At 55.8% G+C, this 17288-nt stretch carries 14 protein-coding genes, 4 tRNA genes and 1 rRNA gene; all 19 read left to right on the plus strand.

Annotation, left to right across the window (positions count from 1 at the left end; translation table 11 throughout):
• Positions 1-85: ribosomal RNA gene (rrf, locus tag HU806_RS24805) — 5S ribosomal RNA — on the plus strand; the annotation flags it as partial.
• A gap of 133 nt (positions 86-218) precedes the next feature.
• Positions 219-1175 carry a bifunctional biotin--[acetyl-CoA-carboxylase] ligase/biotin operon repressor BirA gene (gene birA / locus HU806_RS24810; RefSeq protein ID WP_186615412.1) on the plus strand — a complete coding sequence of 319 codons (957 nt, stop codon included), beginning with the start codon at positions 219-221 and terminating at the stop codon, positions 1173-1175.
• On the plus strand, positions 1165-1914 hold the full coding sequence (locus tag HU806_RS24815) for a pantothenate kinase (protein ID WP_186615414.1): 750 nt from the start codon (positions 1165-1167) through the stop codon (positions 1912-1914). Before birA ends, HU806_RS24815 begins: the two co-directional genes overlap by 11 nt.
• A 7-nt stretch (positions 1915-1921) precedes the next feature.
• Entirely contained in the window at positions 1922-2377 is a 456-nt protein-coding gene (locus HU806_RS24820) for a hypothetical protein (protein ID WP_186615416.1), read from the plus strand.
• A gap of 142 nt (positions 2378-2519) precedes the next feature.
• Positions 2520-2604 (plus strand) — tRNA-Tyr (locus tag HU806_RS24825).
• A 24-nt stretch (positions 2605-2628) separates the two neighbouring features.
• Positions 2629-2702: transfer RNA gene (locus tag HU806_RS24830), tRNA-Gly, on the plus strand.
• 26 nt (positions 2703-2728) lie between these two features.
• Positions 2729-2804: transfer RNA gene (locus HU806_RS24835), tRNA-Thr, on the plus strand.
• An 84-nt stretch (positions 2805-2888) separates the two neighbouring features.
• Entirely contained in the window at positions 2889-4082 is a 1194-nt protein-coding gene (tuf, locus tag HU806_RS24840; RefSeq protein WP_186615418.1) for an elongation factor Tu, read from the plus strand.
• 53 nt (positions 4083-4135) lie between these two features.
• A tRNA-Trp gene (locus HU806_RS24845) sits at positions 4136-4211 on the plus strand.
• A gap of 45 nt (positions 4212-4256) precedes the next feature.
• Positions 4257-4625, plus strand: a complete 369-nt coding sequence (gene secE, locus HU806_RS24850; RefSeq protein ID WP_024776457.1) for a preprotein translocase subunit SecE — start codon at positions 4257-4259, stop codon at positions 4623-4625.
• Positions 4626-4634: 9 nt separating this feature from the next.
• Positions 4635-5168 carry a transcription termination/antitermination protein NusG gene (gene nusG, locus HU806_RS24855; protein ID WP_003186097.1) on the plus strand — a complete coding sequence of 178 codons (534 nt, stop codon included), beginning with the start codon at positions 4635-4637 and terminating at the stop codon, positions 5166-5168.
• Between the two features lie 117 nt (positions 5169-5285).
• A complete protein-coding gene (gene rplK, locus HU806_RS24860; RefSeq protein ID WP_003176435.1) occupies positions 5286-5717 on the plus strand; it encodes a 50S ribosomal protein L11 in 432 nt (143 codons plus the stop codon).
• The gene (gene rplA, locus HU806_RS24865; RefSeq protein ID WP_003186095.1) at positions 5717-6412 is read left to right on the plus strand and encodes a 50S ribosomal protein L1; all 696 of its coding nucleotides are present in this window, start codon (positions 5717-5719) and stop codon (positions 6410-6412) included. The genes rplK and rplA overlap by 1 nt, the downstream gene beginning before the upstream one ends.
• Positions 6413-6610: 198 nt before the next feature.
• Positions 6611-7111 (plus strand): 50S ribosomal protein L10, encoded by a 501-nt coding sequence (gene rplJ / locus HU806_RS24870; RefSeq protein WP_047230484.1) that lies wholly within the window; start codon positions 6611-6613, stop codon positions 7109-7111.
• A 78-nt stretch (positions 7112-7189) separates the two neighbouring features.
• On the plus strand, positions 7190-7555 hold the full coding sequence (gene rplL, locus HU806_RS24875) for a 50S ribosomal protein L7/L12 (RefSeq protein ID WP_025215758.1): 366 nt from the start codon (positions 7190-7192) through the stop codon (positions 7553-7555).
• Positions 7556-7775: 220 nt separating this feature from the next.
• A complete protein-coding gene (gene rpoB, locus HU806_RS24880; protein ID WP_186615420.1) occupies positions 7776-11849 on the plus strand; it encodes a DNA-directed RNA polymerase subunit beta in 4074 nt (1357 codons plus the stop codon).
• Between the two features lie 64 nt (positions 11850-11913).
• Complete coding sequence (gene rpoC / locus HU806_RS24885; protein WP_186615422.1) at positions 11914-16113, plus strand: DNA-directed RNA polymerase subunit beta'; 4200 nt, start codon at positions 11914-11916, stop codon at positions 16111-16113.
• A 216-nt stretch (positions 16114-16329) separates the two neighbouring features.
• On the plus strand, positions 16330-16701 hold the full coding sequence (rpsL, locus tag HU806_RS24890) for a 30S ribosomal protein S12 (protein ID WP_003186084.1): 372 nt from the start codon (positions 16330-16332) through the stop codon (positions 16699-16701).
• A 102-nt stretch (positions 16702-16803) separates the two neighbouring features.
• Positions 16804-17274: a 30S ribosomal protein S7 gene (gene rpsG, locus HU806_RS24895; RefSeq protein ID WP_003186074.1), complete on the plus strand. Its 471-nt coding sequence runs from the start codon at positions 16804-16806 to the stop codon at positions 17272-17274.
• The last annotated feature ends 14 nt before the right edge of the window (positions 17275-17288 follow it).

The raw sequence follows: 17288 nt of genomic DNA on the forward strand, positions 1-17288 counted from the left end.
ATCCCATCCCGAACTCAGCAGTGAAACGATGCATCGCCGATGGTAGTGTGGGGTTTCCCCATGTGAGAGTAGGTCATCGTCAAGATTAAATGCCGAAACCCCTATCTGCTGATGCAGGTAGGGGTTTTGTTTTGCCTGTCGAAAAGCAAGTTTGGTGTTTCTATGCAACTGCCCTGTGCATGGCTATCATGCGGGCCTCCTTATCAGGCACAGTTCGTATGCTCACGTTGCTAAAACTTCTGAAGGACGGCCGCTTCCATTCAGGTCAGGCGCTGGGTGCGGGGTTGGGTATCAGCCGTAGCGCGGTGTGGAAGCAATTACAGCATCTGGAGGCGGAGTTAGGATTATCTGTCCATAAGGTCCGAGGCAGGGGGTACCAGTTGGCAAGACCGCTGTTGCTTTTGGATGCGGCCGAAATTACCTCGAAAGAAGGGTTCGAGTGGCCTGTCCAAATACATGATTCCATCGACTCCACCAATGCCGAAGCTTTGCGCGCTATAGAGCGTGGTATGGCGGCGCCCTTCTTGGTCTTGGCCGAACGCCAGATAGCGGGTCGTGGTCGTCGTGGCCGTAAGTGGGTCAGTCCATTCGCTGACAACCTCTACTATAGCTTGGTGTTGCGCATCGAAGGCGGCATGCGGCAGATCGAAGGCCTGAGTCTCGTTGTCGGACTCGCCGTCATGCAGGCATTGCGCGACTTGGGTGGCATGAATGCAGGACTCAAATGGCCCAACGATGTCCTGGTTGGTGAGAAAAAAATCGCAGGTATCCTGCTTGAATTGGTAGGAGACCCGGCCGATGTTTGTCATGTTGTCCTGGGCGTAGGAATCAATGTGAATATGCGGTCGACTGATGAGGTTGATCAGCAATGGACGTCCATGAGTTTGGAAGCAGGTCGGGATTTTGATCGAAACGAGCTGGTGGCGCGCTTGAGCGCGAAGCTCCAGCACTATCTGGCACTGCACCAAGTGTCTGGGTTTGCAGCGATTCAGCAAGAGTGGGAACACTTCCACTTGTGGCAGGGAAGGGCTGTTTCGTTGATTGCAGGTACCAATCAAATTGACGGGGTGGTGATGGGTATCGATCGTCAGGGTGCGCTGCGCTTGAAGGTGGATGGTGTGGAGAAAATTTTTAGCGGCGGTGAGCTCAGTTTGAGGTTGCGTGATGATTCTTGAGCTCGATTGCGGTAATAGCTTTATCAAGTGGCGCGTCCTTCGCTCCGATGGCGTGACGCCTGTCGAAGGGGGCGTAGTCAGTTCTGACGATGATTTGCTCGCAAGCCTGAGCGATGCTGAGAAATTTCAGCTGGAAAAGTGCCGCCTTGTAAGTGTCAGGACCCCTGACGAAACTGACTCCCTGGTTGCCTCCCTCGTGGATGCGTTTGGGGTGTCGGTGGCTCGTGCTGTGCCCGCTCGGGACATGGCGGGTGTGAAAAACGGTTACGAGGAATATGAGCGATTAGGTCTCGATCGATGGCTAGCCTTGCTTGGCGGCTTCCATCTCGCATCCGGGGCGTGCCTTGTGCTTGATTTTGGCACGGCTGTTACGGCGGATTTCGTGGCGGCGGACGGTGAGCATCTGGGCGGGTTTATTTGTCCTGGTATGCCTTTGATGCGTAATCAGTTGCGTACCCATACACGACGAATTCGGTATGACGATACTGCTGCCGAGCGAGCTCACGAGAGTCTTGCGCCGGGTAGGGCGACGGTGGAGGCGGTTGAGCGTGGCTGTATGCTGATGCTCAGGGGGTTCGTCCTGACTCAACTTGAATTGGCAAAGCAATATTGGGGAAAGGATTTCGAGGTGTTTTTAACGGGAGGGGACGCCGAGCTGGTTTCCGGGGTTGTTCCTGAAGCCAAGGTCGCGCCTGACTTGGTCTTTGTTGGTTTGGCGATGGCCTGTCCTTTGGTTTGAGGTTTCTATGCGGTGGCTGTTTCTTTTGTTGCTGGTTTTGAATGGCTTTTACTACATCTGGCATCAGCAAGAGGCCCCGCTTCGTGCCAAGGACGTTACTCCGCTGAGTTTGTATCGCGGTTCGCAGCAGGATATTCATCTCTTGAGCGAGACGGCAGATTCGCTTGTCCGGCGTGATACAGGCAAAGCGGGTGAGGCGCGCAAAAGTTGTAATTATCTGGGCGGTGTTTTGCGCCCGGAATCAGCCAGGCAACTGGAGCAGCGGTTGGCTTCGTTGGGGGTTGTAGCGCGTCCCGTCACGTTGGCCTCCCCAGACTCGCCAGAGGGAGGCGCATTCTGGCTTCAGATTCCCTCGGAAAGCGCGGGAAAATTGAGTGACACGACGATCCAAAACCTTTCCAAAGAATTCAATGAGTTAAAACATAAAATAATGCCCTGTGAAGGGGTTGCACCTGCTGGGTAGTTTGCATAGAATGGCGCCCGCTTCGCAGCGAAGACCCTTAAGGGTTAGCGATACGAAGCGAGGTCGACGCAGCTAACCTCAGGTTTTTAATGAGAAAATGCTTGACAGAAGGCTGGCATGATATAGAATGCCGGCTCGCTTAGGAGGGGTTCCCGAGCGGCCAAAGGGATCAGACTGTAAATCTGACGTCTACGACTTCGAAGGTTCGAATCCTTCCCCCTCCACCATTTTTAGCGTGAGCTGCAAGCTCCGCGGGTATAGTTTAGTGGTAGAACCTCAGCCTTCCAAGCTGATGATGCGGGTTCGATTCCCGCTACCCGCTCCAAGTTTGCAGGTTGTGCAAAGCGTTTTGCTCTTGTAGCTCAGTTGGTAGAGCACACCCTTGGTAAGGGTGAGGTCAGCGGTTCAAATCCGCTCAAGAGCTCCATATTACAAGGCAGATATGAAAATATCTGCCTTTGTTTTAATGGCTTATGTGACTTGCTAAATTCTTCTCCTAGGGGTGATTTCGATGGCTAAGGAAAAGTTCGAACGTAATAAGCCGCACGTCAACGTTGGTACCATTGGTCACGTCGATCACGGTAAAACCACTCTGACTGCCGCTCTGACCCGTGTCTGTTCCGAAGTTTTCGGTTCGGCGAAGGTTGACTTCGACAAGATCGACAGCGCCCCGGAAGAAAAAGCTCGCGGTATCACCATCAACACCGCTCACGTTGAGTACGATTCGGCCGTGCGTCACTATGCGCACGTTGACTGCCCAGGTCACGCTGACTATGTGAAGAACATGATCACCGGTGCTGCTCAGATGGATGGCGCGATCCTGGTTTGCTCGGCCGCTGATGGTCCGATGCCACAAACCCGTGAGCACATCCTGCTGTCCCGTCAGGTAGGCGTTCCGTACATCGTTGTCTTCCTGAACAAGGCTGACATGGTTGATGACGCTGAGTTGCTGGAACTGGTTGAGATGGAAGTGCGCGATCTGCTGAGCACTTACGACTTCCCGGGTGATGACACCCCGATCATCATCGGTTCGGCTCTGATGGCTCTGAACGGCCAAGATGACAACGAAATGGGCACCACTGCGGTCAAGAAGCTGGTTGAGACTCTGGATAGCTACATCCCAGAGCCTGAGCGTGCTATCGACAAGCCGTTCCTGATGCCGATCGAAGACGTATTCTCGATCTCCGGTCGCGGTACTGTTGTGACTGGTCGTGTTGAGCGTGGCATCGTCCGTATCCAGGAAGAGGTTGAGATCGTTGGTTTGCGCGATACTCAGAAAACTACCTGCACCGGCGTTGAAATGTTCCGCAAACTGCTCGATGAAGGTCGTGCTGGTGAGAACTGCGGCGTACTGCTGCGCGGCACCAGGCGTGACGACGTTGAGCGTGGCCAGGTTCTGGTCAAGCCGGGCACCGTCAAGCCGCACACCAAGTTCACTGCCGAAGTTTACGTTCTGAGCAAGGAGGAGGGTGGTCGTCATACTCCGTTCTTCAAGGGCTACCGTCCACAGTTCTACTTCCGTACAACTGATGTGACTGGTAATTGCGAGTTGCCGGAAGGTGTCGAAATGGTAATGCCGGGTGACAACATTCAGATGACTGTCACTCTGATCAAGACCATTGCGATGGAAGACGGTCTGCGTTTCGCTATCCGTGAAGGCGGTCGTACCGTCGGCGCCGGTGTCGTAGCCAAAGTCATTGAGTAAACAGTTGTAATGTCTTTTTCGGGCCGGCATAATGGTCGGCCTGATTTTGTTTTAGGTCAGTAGCTCAATTGGCAGAGCGACGGTCTCCAAAACCGTAGGTTGGGGGTTCGATTCCCTCCTGACCTGCCAGATTCACTTGGTGTGTCTGGCTTTCTTTTCACAGGATCTTCATAGATGACTCCTAAAGCTGAAGCTCAAGGCTCTCGCTTCGATCTGCTCAAGTGGCTAGTAGTAGTCGCTTTGGTGGTTGTTGGCGTTGTTGGCAATCAGTATTTTTCTGCTTCGCCGATCCTGTACCGCGTACTTGCATTGCTTGCTATTGCTGCTGTTGCTGCCTTTGTAGGGCTGCAGACGGCCAAGGGTAAGTCGTTCTTTGTACTCGCTAAGGAAGCTCGCACCGAAATCCGTAAAGTCGTATGGCCGACTCGCCAAGAAACCACGCAGACCACGTTGATCGTTGTGGCTGTTGTTCTGGTAATGGCGTTGCTGTTGTGGGGGCTTGATTCCCTGCTCGGCTGGCTTGTTTCCTTGATTGTTGGCTAAGGGTGTCCCGTGGCTAAGCGTTGGTACGTTGTGCATGCTTACTCGGGTTACGAGAAGCATGTTATGCGCTCGTTGGTAGAGCGCGTAAAGCTGGCTGGCATGGAAGATGGCTTTGGCGAAATTCTGGTCCCCACTGAAGAAGTGGTTGAAATGCGTAATGGCCAGAAGCGCAAAAGTGAACGCAAGTTCTTTCCGGGCTACGTGCTGGTACAGATGGACATGAACGAAGGGACTTGGCACTTGGTCAAGGATACCCCTCGGGTGATGGGCTTCATCGGCGGTACCGCCGACAAGCCTGCGCCGATCACAGATAAAGAAGCAGAAGCGATTCTGCGTCGTGTCGCTGATGGTAGCGATAAGCCGAAGCCGAAAACGCTGTTTGAGCCGGGTGAAGTTGTACGCGTCACCGACGGTCCATTCGCTGATTTCAATGGCACGGTTGAAGAAGTTAACTACGAAAAGAGCCGGATCCAAGTGGCAGTGCTCATTTTCGGTCGCTCTACTCCGGTAGAGCTAGAGTTCAGCCAGGTCGAAAAGGTCTGATTGAACAGGCATCCCAACCCCGCAGCCCTAGGCTGTGGGGTTTTGTCGTCACTGGGATAAACGCGCAAGCAACCGGGGAGCCTTTCGAGGCGTTAGAACCCGTAATTGGAGTGCCTCATGGCCAAGAAAATTACCGCTTACATCAAGCTGCAAGTGAAGGCCGCTCAGGCTAACCCAAGCCCACCTGTTGGTCCCGCACTGGGTCAGCATGGCGTGAACATCATGGAATTCTGCAAGGCTTTCAACGCCCGTACCCAGGGTCTTGAGCCAGGTCTGCCGACTCCAGTGATCATCACTGTCTACAGCGACCGTAGCTTCACTTTCGAAACAAAAAGCACCCCTGCTTCGGTTCTGCTGAAGAAGGCTGCAGGTTTGACCAGCGGTTCCGCTCGTCCAAACACCGTTAAGGTTGGCACCGTTACCCGTGCTCAGCTGGAAGAGATCGCGAAGACCAAAAACGCGGATCTGACTGCAGCTGATATGGATGCAGCCGTGCGTACTATCGCCGGTTCTGCTCGTAGCATGGGCCTTAACGTGGAGGGTGTGTAATGGCTAAGCTGACCAAGCGTCAAAAGGCTATCGCCGGCAAAATCGAAGCAGGCAAGGCCTACAACTTTGTAGACGCCGCCGCTCTGCTGGCCGAGCTGTCGACTGTCAAGTTCAGTGAGTCTTTTGACGTTGCTGTGAACCTGGGTGTTGACCCACGTAAATCCGACCAGGTCGTTCGTAGCGCTACCGTGCTGCCACACGGCACTGGCAAGACCGTACGTGTTGCCGTGTTCACCCAGGGTCCAGCAGCTGAAGCTGCTCTGGCTGCTGGTGCTGACCGTGTTGGCATGGACGATCTGGCTGCTGAAATGAAAGGCGGCGACCTGAACTACGACGTAGTGATCGCATCCCCGGATGCCATGCGCGTTGTAGGTCAGTTGGGTCAGATCCTCGGTCCACGTGGTCTGATGCCTAACCCTAAAGTCGGCACCGTAACACCAGACGTAGCCACCGCGGTTAAAAACGCCAAGGCTGGTCAGGTTCGTTATCGCACCGACAAGAACGGCATTATCCACACTTCCGTTGGCAAGATCGGCTTTGACGCCGTCAAGCTGAAGGAAAACGTTGAAGCCCTGATCGCTGATCTGAAGCGTATCAAGCCAGCTTCTTCGAAAGGTATCTACGTCAAGCGCGTTACCCTGAGCACCACTATGGGCCCAGGTCTGGTTATCGATCAGAGCTCGCTCGACGCGTAAGACTCAGGTTGGCGCAAGCGATTGCGCCAACTGAAAAATTGGGGTCCCTGCCTGGCGGGGGCTGTCCAAGACCGTAGGCGACGCAAGTCTTAAACCACAAGCCTACGCAGATGGTGCTCCCGGTTCCTTACCGAATCAGACACCAAAACGACATTCGGTTTCGACCGAATGAAACGGTAACAAGCAGGAGTTAAACCCGTGGCAATTAATCTCGAAGACAAGAAGGCCATCGTCGCTGAAGTCAACGAGGCTGCCAAAGTCGCTCTGTCCGCTGTCGTGGCTGATGCCCGTGGCGTAACAGTAGGCGCAATGACCGGACTCCGTAAAGAGGCCCGTGAAGCTGGCGTTTACGTACGTGTTGTACGTAACACCCTGCTCAAGCGCGCAGTTGCTGACACTGAATACAGTGTTCTCAACGACGTGTTCACCGGCCCGACCCTGATCGCGTTCTCCAAGGATCATCCAGGCGCTGCTGCCCGTTTGTTCAAGGAATTCGCCAAGGGTCAGGATAAGTTCGAGATCAAGGCAGCTGCGTTCGAGGGCAAGTTCCTCGCAGCTAATCAGATCGATGTACTGGCAACACTGCCGACCCGCGACGAAGCCATTTCGCAGCTGATGAGCGTGATTCAAGGCGCTACCAGCAAGCTGGCTCGTACTCTGGCTGCAGTTCGCGAGCAAAAAGAAGCTGCCGCAGCCTAAGGCTGAGCATTTTCTCTCGCGCTTTTTTGTTTATTTCGATGGCCGCGTAGGCCGTCCCCCAATTCAGGAAATACAGTAATGTCTATCTCCCAAGACGATATCCTCAACGCCGTAGCTGAAATGTCGGTTCTGCAGGTTGTTGAGCTGATCAAAGCTTTCGAAGAGAAATTCGGCGTTTCCGCTGCCGCTGCTTCCGCTGGTCCAGCTGCTGCTGCCGCCGTTGTTGAAGAGCAAACCGAATTCAACGTCATGCTGACCGAAGCTGGCGAGAAGAAAGTAAACGTGATCAAGGCAGTACGTGAACTGACCGGTCTGGGCCTGAAAGAAGCCAAGGCTGTAGTTGACGGCGCTCCTGCCATGGTTCTGGAAGCTGTTTCCAAAGACGCAGCTGACAAAGCCAAGGCAACTCTGGAAGAAGCAGGCGCTAAAGTCGAGCTGAAGTAAGCATCGACTTTGCGTCTCCAGCCCGAGCGTTAAGCGACAGGCTGATGGCTGGTGGCTCTTGCCACCGGCCTTTTTCCGTTATTGGCAGCCGACTGGGTCGGTGCTGATCGCGAGCTGTAACCACCCGATGTGGTGGCGCAAACCATGGGGTTTGCACGATTTTCTGGCTGCTCCCGTCGGGAGGGGCCAAACAAGCAGGTGACCAAGCTGGGGAACGCTGATGGCTTACTCATATACTGAGAAAAAACGTATCCGCAAGGACTTTAGCAAGTTGCCGGACGTCATGGATGTGCCGTACCTCCTGGCCATCCAGCTGGATTCGTATCGTGAATTCTTGCAAGCGGGAGCGACTAAAGATCAGTTCCGCGACGTGGGCCTGCATGCGGCCTTCAAATCCGTTTTCCCGATCATCAGCTACTCCGGCAATGCTGCGCTGGAGTACGTCGGTTATCGCCTGGGCGAGCCGGCATTTGATGTCAAAGAATGCGTATTGCGCGGTGTTACTTACGCCGTACCTTTGCGGGTAAAAGTGCGCCTGATCATTTTCGACAAAGAATCGTCGAACAAAGCGATCAAGGACATCAAAGAGCAAGAAGTCTACATGGGTGAAATCCCCCTGATGACTGAGAACGGTACGTTCGTAATCAACGGTACCGAGCGTGTAATCGTTTCCCAGCTGCACCGTTCTCCGGGCGTGTTCTTCGACCATGACCGTGGCAAGACGCACAGCTCCGGCAAACTGCTTTACTCCGCGCGCATCATTCCTTACCGCGGTTCGTGGCTGGACTTCGAGTTCGACCCGAAAGACTGCGTATTCGTGCGTATCGACCGTCGTCGCAAGCTGCCTGCATCGGTACTGCTGCGCGCGCTCGGCTATACCACCGAAGAAGTGCTGGACGCGTTCTACACCACCAACGTCTTCCACGTGCAAGGTGAAAACCTCAGCCTGGAATTGGTGCCTCAGCGCCTGCGCGGTGAAATCGCGGTCCTCGATATCCTCGATGACAAAGGCAAGGTTATTGTCGAGCAGGGTCGTCGCATCACCGCTCGCCACATCAACCAGCTGGAAAAAGCCGGGATCAAAGAGCTGCAGGTGCCTCTGGACTACGTCCTGGGTCGCACCACCGCCAAGGTCATCGTGCATCCGGCCACCGGCGAAATCCTGGCAGAGTGCAACACCGAGCTGAACACTGAGATCCTGGCAAAAATTGCCAAGGCCCAAGTCGTTCGCATCGAAACTCTCTACACCAACGATATCGACTGCGGTCCGTTCATCTCCGACACGCTGAAGATCGACTCCACCGGCAACCAGTTGGAAGCCTTGGTCGAAATCTATCGCATGATGCGTCCTGGCGAGCCGCCAACCAAGGATGCAGCCGAGACCCTGTTCAACAACCTGTTCTTCAGCCCTGAGCGCTATGACCTGTCTGCGGTCGGCCGGATGAAGTTCAACCGTCGTATCGGTCGTACCGAAATCGAAGGTTCGGGCGTACTGAACAAGGACGACATCGTTGCGGTATTGAAGACTCTCGTCGACATCCGTAACGGCAAAGGCATCGTCGATGACATCGACCACCTGGGTAACCGTCGTGTTCGCTGCGTAGGCGAGATGGCCGAAAACCAGTTCCGTGTTGGCCTGGTGCGTGTTGAGCGCGCGGTCAAGGAACGTCTGTCGATGGCTGAAAGCGAAGGCCTGATGCCGCAAGACCTGATCAACGCCAAGCCAGTGGCTGCGGCTGTGAAAGAGTTCTTCGGTTCGAGCCAGCTGTCCCAGTTCATGGACCAGAACAACCCGCTGTCCGAGATCACCCACAAGCGTCGTGTCTCCGCACTCGGCCCGGGCGGTCTGACCCGTGAGCGCGCAGGCTTTGAAGTTCGTGACGTACACCCGACTCACTACGGTCGTGTATGCCCGATCGAAACGCCGGAAGGTCCGAACATCGGTCTGATCAACTCCTTGGCGGCCTATGCGCGCACCAACCAGTACGGCTTCCTCGAGAGCCCGTACCGCGTGGTGAAAGACGCTCTGGTCACCGACGAGATCGTGTTCCTGTCCGCCATCGAAGAAGCTGATCACGTGATCGCCCAGGCTTCGGCCACGATGAACGACAAGAAAGTCCTGACCGACGAGTTGGTAGCTGTTCGTCACCTGAACGAGTTCACCGTCAAGGCGCCGGAAGACGTCACCTTGATGGATGTATCGCCGAAGCAGGTAGTTTCGGTCGCCGCGTCGCTGATCCCGTTCCTCGAGCACGACGACGCCAACCGTGCGTTGATGGGTTCGAACATGCAGCGTCAAGCTGTACCAACCCTGCGTGCCGACAAGCCGCTGGTAGGTACGGGCATGGAGCGTAACGTAGCTCGTGACTCCGGCGTCTGCGTCGTGGCTCGTCGTGGCGGCGTGATCGACTCCGTTGATGCGAGCCGTATTGTGGTTCGTGTTGCCGATGACGAAGTTGAAACTGGCGAAGCCGGTGTCGACATCTACAACCTGACCAAATACACCCGCTCCAACCAGAACACCTGCATCAACCAGCGTCCGCTGGTGAGCAAGGGTGATCGGGTTCAGCGTAGCGACATCATGGCCGACGGTCCGTCCACCGACATGGGTGAACTGGCTCTGGGCCAGAACATGCGCATCGCGTTCATGGCATGGAACGGCTTCAACTTCGAAGACTCCATCTGCCTGTCCGAGCGTGTGGTTCAGGAAGATCGCTTCACCACGATCCACATCCAGGAACTGACCTGTGTGGCCCGTGACACCAAGCTTGGGCCAGAGGAGATCACTGCAGATATCCCGAACGTGGGTGAAGCTGCACTGAACAAGCTGGACGAAGCCGGTATCGTTTATGTAGGTGCTGAAGTTGGCGCAGGCGACATCCTGGTAGGCAAGGTCACTCCGAAAGGCGAGACCCAGCTGACTCCGGAAGAAAAACTGCTGCGTGCCATCTTCGGTGAAAAAGCCAGCGACGTTAAAGACACTTCCCTGCGTGTGCCGACTGGCACCAAGGGTACCGTCATCGACGTACAGGTCTTCACTCGCGACGGCGTTGAGCGTGATGCTCGTGCACTGTCCATCGAGAAGACTCAACTCGACGAGATCCGCAAGGATCTGAACGAAGAGTTCCGTATTGTCGAAGGCGCAACTTTCGAACGTCTGCGCTCCGCCCTGGTCGGCCACAAAGCCGAAGGCGGCGCCGGCCTGAAGAAAGGTCAGGAAATCACCGACGAAGTTCTCGACGGTCTTGAGCATGGCCAGTGGTTCAAACTGCGCATGGCTGAAGATGCTCTGAACGAGCAGCTCGAGAAGGCCCAGGCCTACATCGTTGATCGCCGCCGTCTGCTGGACGACAAGTTCGAAGACAAGAAGCGCAAACTGCAGCAGGGCGATGACCTGGCTCCAGGCGTGCTGAAAATCGTCAAGGTTTACCTGGCAATCCGTCGCCGCATCCAGCCGGGCGACAAGATGGCCGGTCGTCACGGTAACAAGGGTGTGGTCTCCGTGATCATGCCGGTTGAAGACATGCCGCACGATGCCAATGGCACCCCGGTCGACGTGGTCCTCAACCCGTTGGGCGTACCTTCGCGTATGAACGTTGGTCAGATTCTCGAAACTCACCTGGGCCTCGCGGCCAAAGGTCTGGGCGAGAAGATCAACCGGATGATCGAAGAGCAGCGCAAGGTCGCTGACTTGCGTAAGTTCCTGCACGAGATCTACAACGAGATCGGCGGGCGCAACGAAGAGCTGGACACCTTCTCCGACCAGGAAATCCTGGATCTGGCGAAGAACCTGCGCGGCGGCGTTCCAATGGCTACTCCGGTGTTCGACGGTGCCAAGGAAAGCGAAATCAAGGCCATGCTGAAACTGGCAGAGCTGCCAGAAAGCGGCCAGATGCAGCTGTTCGATGGCCGTACCGGCAACAAATTCGAGCGCCCGGTCACCGTTGGCTACATGTACATGCTGAAGCTGAACCACTTGGTAGACGACAAGATGCACGCTCGTTCTACCGGTTCTTACAGCCTGGTTACCCAGCAGCCGCTGGGTGGTAAGGCGCAGTTCGGTGGTCAGCGTTTCGGGGAGATGGAGGTCTGGGCACTGGAAGCGTACGGTGCTGCATACACTCTGCAAGAAATGCTCACAGTGAAGTCGGACGATGTGAACGGCCGGACCAAGATGTACAAAAACATCGTGGACGGCGATCACCGTATGGAGCCGGGCATGCCCGAGTCTTTCAACGTGTTGATCAAGGAAATTCGTTCCCTCGGCATCGATATCGATCTGGAAACCGAATAACACGTGACGCGAATCGAGAGCGGGGCTGTTTTTCCCGCTCTCTGCTCCGCCAGGAGGAAAGGCCTTGAAAGACCTACTGAATTTGCTGAAAAACCAGGGTCAAGTCGAAGAGTTCGACGCCATCCGTATCGGATTGGCCTCGCCTGAGATGATCCGTTCGTGGTCGTTCGGTGAAGTTAAAAAGCCGGAAACCATCAACTACCGTACGTTCAAACCTGAGCGTGACGGCCTGTTCTGCGCCAAGATCTTTGGCCCGGTAAAGGATTACGAGTGCCTGTGCGGTAAGTACAAGCGCTTGAAGCATCGTGGTGTGATCTGCGAGAAGTGCGGCGTTGAAGTTGCACTGGCAAAAGTTCGTCGTGAGCGCATGGCCCACATCGAACTGGCTTCGCCGGTTGCCCACATCTGGTTCCTGAAATCGCTGCCGTCCCGTATCGGCCTGCTGATGGACATGACCCTGCGTGATATTGAGCGCGTTCTCTACTTCGAGAGCTACGTCGTTATCGATCCAGGCATGACCACCCTTGAAAAAGGTCAGCTGCTAAACGACGAGCAGTACTTCGAAGCGCTGGAAGAATTCGGTGACGATTTCGACGCCCGCATGGGTGCCGAAGCTGTCCGCGAACTGCTGCACGCTATCGACCTTGAGCACGAGATTGGCCGTCTGCGCGAAGAAATTCCGCAAACCAACTCCGAAACCAAGATCAAGAAGCTGTCCAAGCGTCTGAAGTTGATGGAGGCCTTCCAGGGCTCCGGCAACCTGCCAGAGTGGATGGTGCTGACCGTTCTGCCGGTTCTGCCGCCAGACCTGCGTCCACTGGTCCCGCTCGATGGCGGTCGCTTCGCGACTTCCGACCTCAACGATCTGTATCGTCGAGTGATCAACCGTAACAACCGCTTGAAGCGCCTGCTCGATCTGTCCGCTCCGGACATCATCGTGCGCAACGAAAAGCGTATGTTGCAAGAAGCTGTCGATGCACTGCTGGACAACGGTCGTCGTGGCCGCGCTATCACCGGCTCCAACAAGCGTCCTCTGAAATCCCTGGCTGACATGATCAAGGGTAAGCAGGGTCGTTTCCGTCAGAACTTGCTCGGTAAGCGTGTTGACTACTCCGGTCGTTCGGTAATTACCGTAGGCCCGACCCTGCGTCTGCACCAGTGCGGTCTGCCTAAGAAAATGGCTCTGGAACTGTTCAAGCCGTTCATTTTCGGCAAGCTGGAAATGCGTGGTCTCGCGACCACCATCAAAGCCGCCAAGAAAATGGTCGAGCGCGAGCTGCCAGAGGTCTGGGACGTTCTTGCCGAAGTGATTCGCGAACACCCAGTGTTGCTCAACCGTGCACCGACCCTTCACCGTCTGGGTATCCAGGCGTTTGAACCGGTACTGATCGAAGGCAAGGCTATCCAGCTGCACCCTCTGGTCTGTGCTGCGTACAACGCCGACTTCGACGGCGACCAAATGGCCGTGCACGTGCCGCTGACGCTGGAAGCCCAGTTGGAAGCGCGCGCGTTGATGATGTCGACCAACAACATCCTGTCGCCAGCGAACGGTGAGCCGATCATCGTTCCGTCCCAGGACGTTGTATTGGGTCTGTACTACATGACCCGTGAAGCCATCAACGCCAAGGGCGAAGGTCGCGTGTTCGCGGATCTGCAGGAAGTTGACCGTGTGTTCCGTGCCGGCGAAGCCGCACTGCATGCCAAGGTCAAGGTGCGGATCAACGAAACCGTAAACGACCGTGATGGCGGTAGCGTCAAGAACACTCGTATCGTCGACACCACCGTCGGCCGTGCGCTGTTGTTCCAGGTTGTTCCACCTGGCCTGTCGTTTGACGTCGTCAACCTGCCGATGAAGAAAAAGGCGATCTCCAAGCTGATCAACCAGTGCTACCGCGTGGTTGGTTTGAAAGAGACCGTAATCTTCGCTGACCAGTTGATGTACACCGGTTTCGCTTATTCGACCATCTCCGGCGTTTCCATCGGCGTTAACGACTTCGTTATCCCGGATGAAAAGGCCCGCATCATCGGTGCTGCCACCGAAGAAGTGAAAGAGATCGAGAGCCAGTACGCGTCCGGCCTGGTAACCCAGGGCGAGAAGTACAACAAGGTAATCGACCTCTGGTCCAAAGCGAACGACGAAGTGTCCAAGGCAATGATGGCGAACCTCTCGAAAGAGAAAGTCATCGACCGCCACGGTAACGAAGTCGATCAGGAATCCTTCAACTCGATGTACATGATGGCCGACTCGGGCGCACGGGGTTCTGCAGCGCAGATCCGTCAGCTCGCCGGTATGCGTGGCCTGATGGCCAAGCCGGACGGCTCCATCATCGAGACCCCGATTACCGCGAACTTCCGTGAAGGTTTGAGCGTACTTCAGTACTTCATCTCTACTCACGGTGCTCGTAAGGGTCTTGCGGATACCGCGTTGAAAACTGCGAACTCCGGTTACCTGACCCGTCGTCTGGTAGACGTTGCGCAGGATCTGGTCGTGACCGAGATCGATTGCGGCACCGAACATGGCTTGGTAATGACTCCGCACATTGAAGGCGGCGACGTTGTAGAGCCATTGGGTGAGCGCGTATTGGGTCGTGTCATTGCCCGTGACGTATTCAAGCCGGGTACCGAGGACGTCATCGTTCCTGCTGGCACCCTGGTTGACGAAAAGTGGGTCGAATTCATCGAGCTCAACAGCATCGACGAAGTGATCGTACGTTCGCCGATCAGCTGCGAAACCCGCTACGGTATTTGCGCCAAGTGCTACGGTCGCGACCTCGCTCGTGGTCACCAGGTGAACATCGGTGAAGCGGTCGGCGTTATCGCTGCCCAGTCCATCGGTGAGCCGGGTACCCAGCTGACGATGCGTACGTTCCACATCGGTGGTGCGGCAAGCCGGACCTCCGCGGCCGACAGTGTCCAGGTGAAGAATGGCGGTACTGTTCGCCTGCATAACCTGAAGCACGTTGAGCGCGTGGACGGTCACCTGGTGGCTGTGTCCCGTTCGGGTGAGCTGGCGATTGCCGACGACTTCGGTCGTGAGCGCGAGCGCTACAAGCTGCCGTACGGTGCTGTGATTTCGGTGAAGGAAGGTGACAAGGTCGACGCTGGCGCCATCGTGGCCAAGTGGGACCCGCACACCCACCCAATCGTTACCGAAATGAAAGGTACCGTGACCTACGTGGGCATGGAAGAAGGCATCACGATCAAGCGTCAGACTGACGAATTGACCGGTATGACCAACATTGAAGTACTCGACGCTAAAGATCGTCCAGCTGCCGGCAAGGACATCCGTCCAGCCGTGAAGATGGTCGACGACAACGGCAAGGATCTGTTGCTGCCAGGCACTGACGTAATTGCTCAGTACTTCCTGCCAGCCAACGCCTTGGTCGGTGTTGCGGACGGTGCGCGGATCGCGATCGGTGATGTTATCGCTCGTATTCCGCAAGAAACTTCGAAGACCCGTGACATCACCGGTGGTCTGCCGCGTGTTGCCGACTTGTTCGAAGCCCGTCGTCCGAAAGAAGCCTCGATTCTGGCTGAAGTCAGCGGCACCATCGCGTTCGGTAAAGAGACCAAGGGCAAGCGCCGTCTGGTCATTACCCCGAACGACGGTAGCGATCCGTATGAAGAGCTGATTCCGAAGTGGCGTCACCTGAACGTCTTCGAAGGCGAACAGGTAAACCGCGGCGAAGTTATCTCCGACGGCCCGAGCGATCCACACGACATCCTGCGTCTGCTGGGTGTGAGTGCGCTGGCCAAGTACATCGTGAACGAAATCCAGGACGTTTACCGTCTGCAAGGCGTGAAGATCAACGACAAGCACATCGAGACCATCCTGCGTCAGATGCTGCGTAAGGTCGAGATCGCTGAATCCGGCGACTCGAGTTTCATCAAGGGCGACCAGATGGAACTGACTCACGTGCTGGTGGAAAACGAGCGCCTGGCAACCGAAGACAAGTTCGTCTCCAAGTTCACTCGCGTGCTGCTGGGTATCACCAAGGCGTCGTTGTCCACCGAATCGTTCATCTCGGCGGCTTCCTTCCAGGAAACCACCCGCGTACTGACCGAAGCGGCGGTAACCGGCAAGCGCGACTACTTGCGCGGCCTGAAAGAAAACGTGGTCGTGGGTCGTCTGATCCCGGCCGGTACCGGTTTGGCCTATCACAGCGAGCGCAAGCGTCGTCGTGATGCAGACAAGCCGTTGCGCGTAAGCGCCAGTGAAGTGGAAGCCGCACTGACCGAAGCACTGAACTCGAGTGGTAGCTGAGTTCTGCGGTAATTGAGTGCCTGGCCCTGGTCACTCCGTTCGGCGGATCGAGACAAATTGTCGAGATCTGGCGGGCGGGGAGGTCGGGGCCTTGCCTTGACTGGGGACAAGATCCTCTTTAGACTCTTGATCCCCTAAATTTGGCGGGAATTCGTTCCTGCCATTTTGCTTTTCTTGTAAGACAATAGCGTCGCAAGACAACAGTGGAGCTAGTAGATGGCAACTATCAACCAGCTGGTACGTCAGCCGCGTAAGCGTATCGTCGAGAAATCCGACGTGCCTGCGCTGCAGAACTGCCCGCAACGTCGTGGCGTATGCACCCGTGTGTATACCACCACGCCGAAAAAACCTAACTCGGCACTGCGTAAAGTATGCCGCGTGCGCCTGACCAACGGTTTCGAGGTTTCCTCGTACATCGGTGGTGAAGGTCACAACCTGCAAGAGCACAGCGTGGTACTGATCCGCGGCGGTCGTGTAAAAGACTTGCCAGGTGTTCGTTACCACACCGTTCGCGGTTCTTTGGATACTTCCGGCGTTAAAGGTCGTAACCAGGGTCGTTCGAAGTACGGTACCAAGCGTCCGAAGTAATCGGTCGTTTTGCAGTTTTTCATTTTTATTGAGTCGATAAGAGTAAGGTCGGGCACGCATCTGCTGTCCCGGGCTAACCTGAAGACCGCTTGAGGGCTTATCATGCCAAGACGTCGCGTAGCAGCCAAACGTGAGATTCTGGACGATCCGAAATACGGAAGCCAGATTCTCGCCAAGTTCATGAACCACGTTATGGAAAGCGGCAAGAAAGCCGTTGCCGAGCGTATCGTTTATGGCGCACTGGACAAAGTTAAGGAACGCAAGAACAGCGATCCCCTGGAAATCTTCGAGAAAGCTCTCGACGCCATCGCTCCGCTGGTCGAAGTGAAGTCGCGCCGTGTAGGTGGTGCTACTTACCAGGTTCCGGTCGAAGTTCGTCCTTCCCGTCGTAACGCCCTGGCAATGCGCTGGCTGGTAGACTTCGCCCGCAAGCGCGGTGAGAAGTCCATGGCCCTGCGTTTGGCTGGTGAACTGTTGGACGCTGCTGAAGGTAAAGGTGCTGCAGTTAAGAAGCGTGAAGACGTGCACCGTATGGCTGAAGCCAACAAGGCTTTCTCGCACTACCGCTTCTAATTTTAGCGTCACTC

The sequence above is a fragment of the Pseudomonas sp. SWRI154 genome (genome assembly GCF_014268645.1).
GTDB classification, from domain to species: Bacteria; Pseudomonadota; Gammaproteobacteria; order Pseudomonadales; family Pseudomonadaceae; genus Aquipseudomonas; species Aquipseudomonas marvdashtae.

Bases quoted from the DNA above. Each gene is read 5' to 3' on its own strand.
- rpoB (WP_186615420.1), top strand. From the start codon at position 7,776: ATGGCTTACTCATATACTGAGAAAAAACGTATCCGCAAGGACTTTAGC.
- rplL (WP_025215758.1), top strand. From the start codon at position 7,190: ATGTCTATCTCCCAAGACGATATCCTCAACGCCGTAGCTGAAATGTCG.
- rplA (WP_003186095.1), top strand. From the start codon at position 5,717: ATGGCTAAGCTGACCAAGCGTCAAAAGGCTATCGCCGGCAAAATCGAA.
- secE (WP_024776457.1), top strand. From the start codon at position 4,257: ATGACTCCTAAAGCTGAAGCTCAAGGCTCTCGCTTCGATCTGCTCAAG.
- rpsG (WP_003186074.1), top strand. From the start codon at position 16,804: ATGCCAAGACGTCGCGTAGCAGCCAAACGTGAGATTCTGGACGATCCG.
- HU806_RS24815 (WP_186615414.1), top strand. From the start codon at position 1,165: ATGATTCTTGAGCTCGATTGCGGTAATAGCTTTATCAAGTGGCGCGTC.
- tuf (WP_186615418.1), top strand. From the start codon at position 2,889: ATGGCTAAGGAAAAGTTCGAACGTAATAAGCCGCACGTCAACGTTGGT.
- rplK (WP_003176435.1), top strand. From the start codon at position 5,286: ATGGCCAAGAAAATTACCGCTTACATCAAGCTGCAAGTGAAGGCCGCT.
- rpsL (WP_003186084.1), top strand. From the start codon at position 16,330: ATGGCAACTATCAACCAGCTGGTACGTCAGCCGCGTAAGCGTATCGTC.
- HU806_RS24820 (WP_186615416.1), top strand. From the start codon at position 1,922: ATGCGGTGGCTGTTTCTTTTGTTGCTGGTTTTGAATGGCTTTTACTAC.
- birA (WP_186615412.1), top strand. From the start codon at position 219: ATGCTCACGTTGCTAAAACTTCTGAAGGACGGCCGCTTCCATTCAGGT.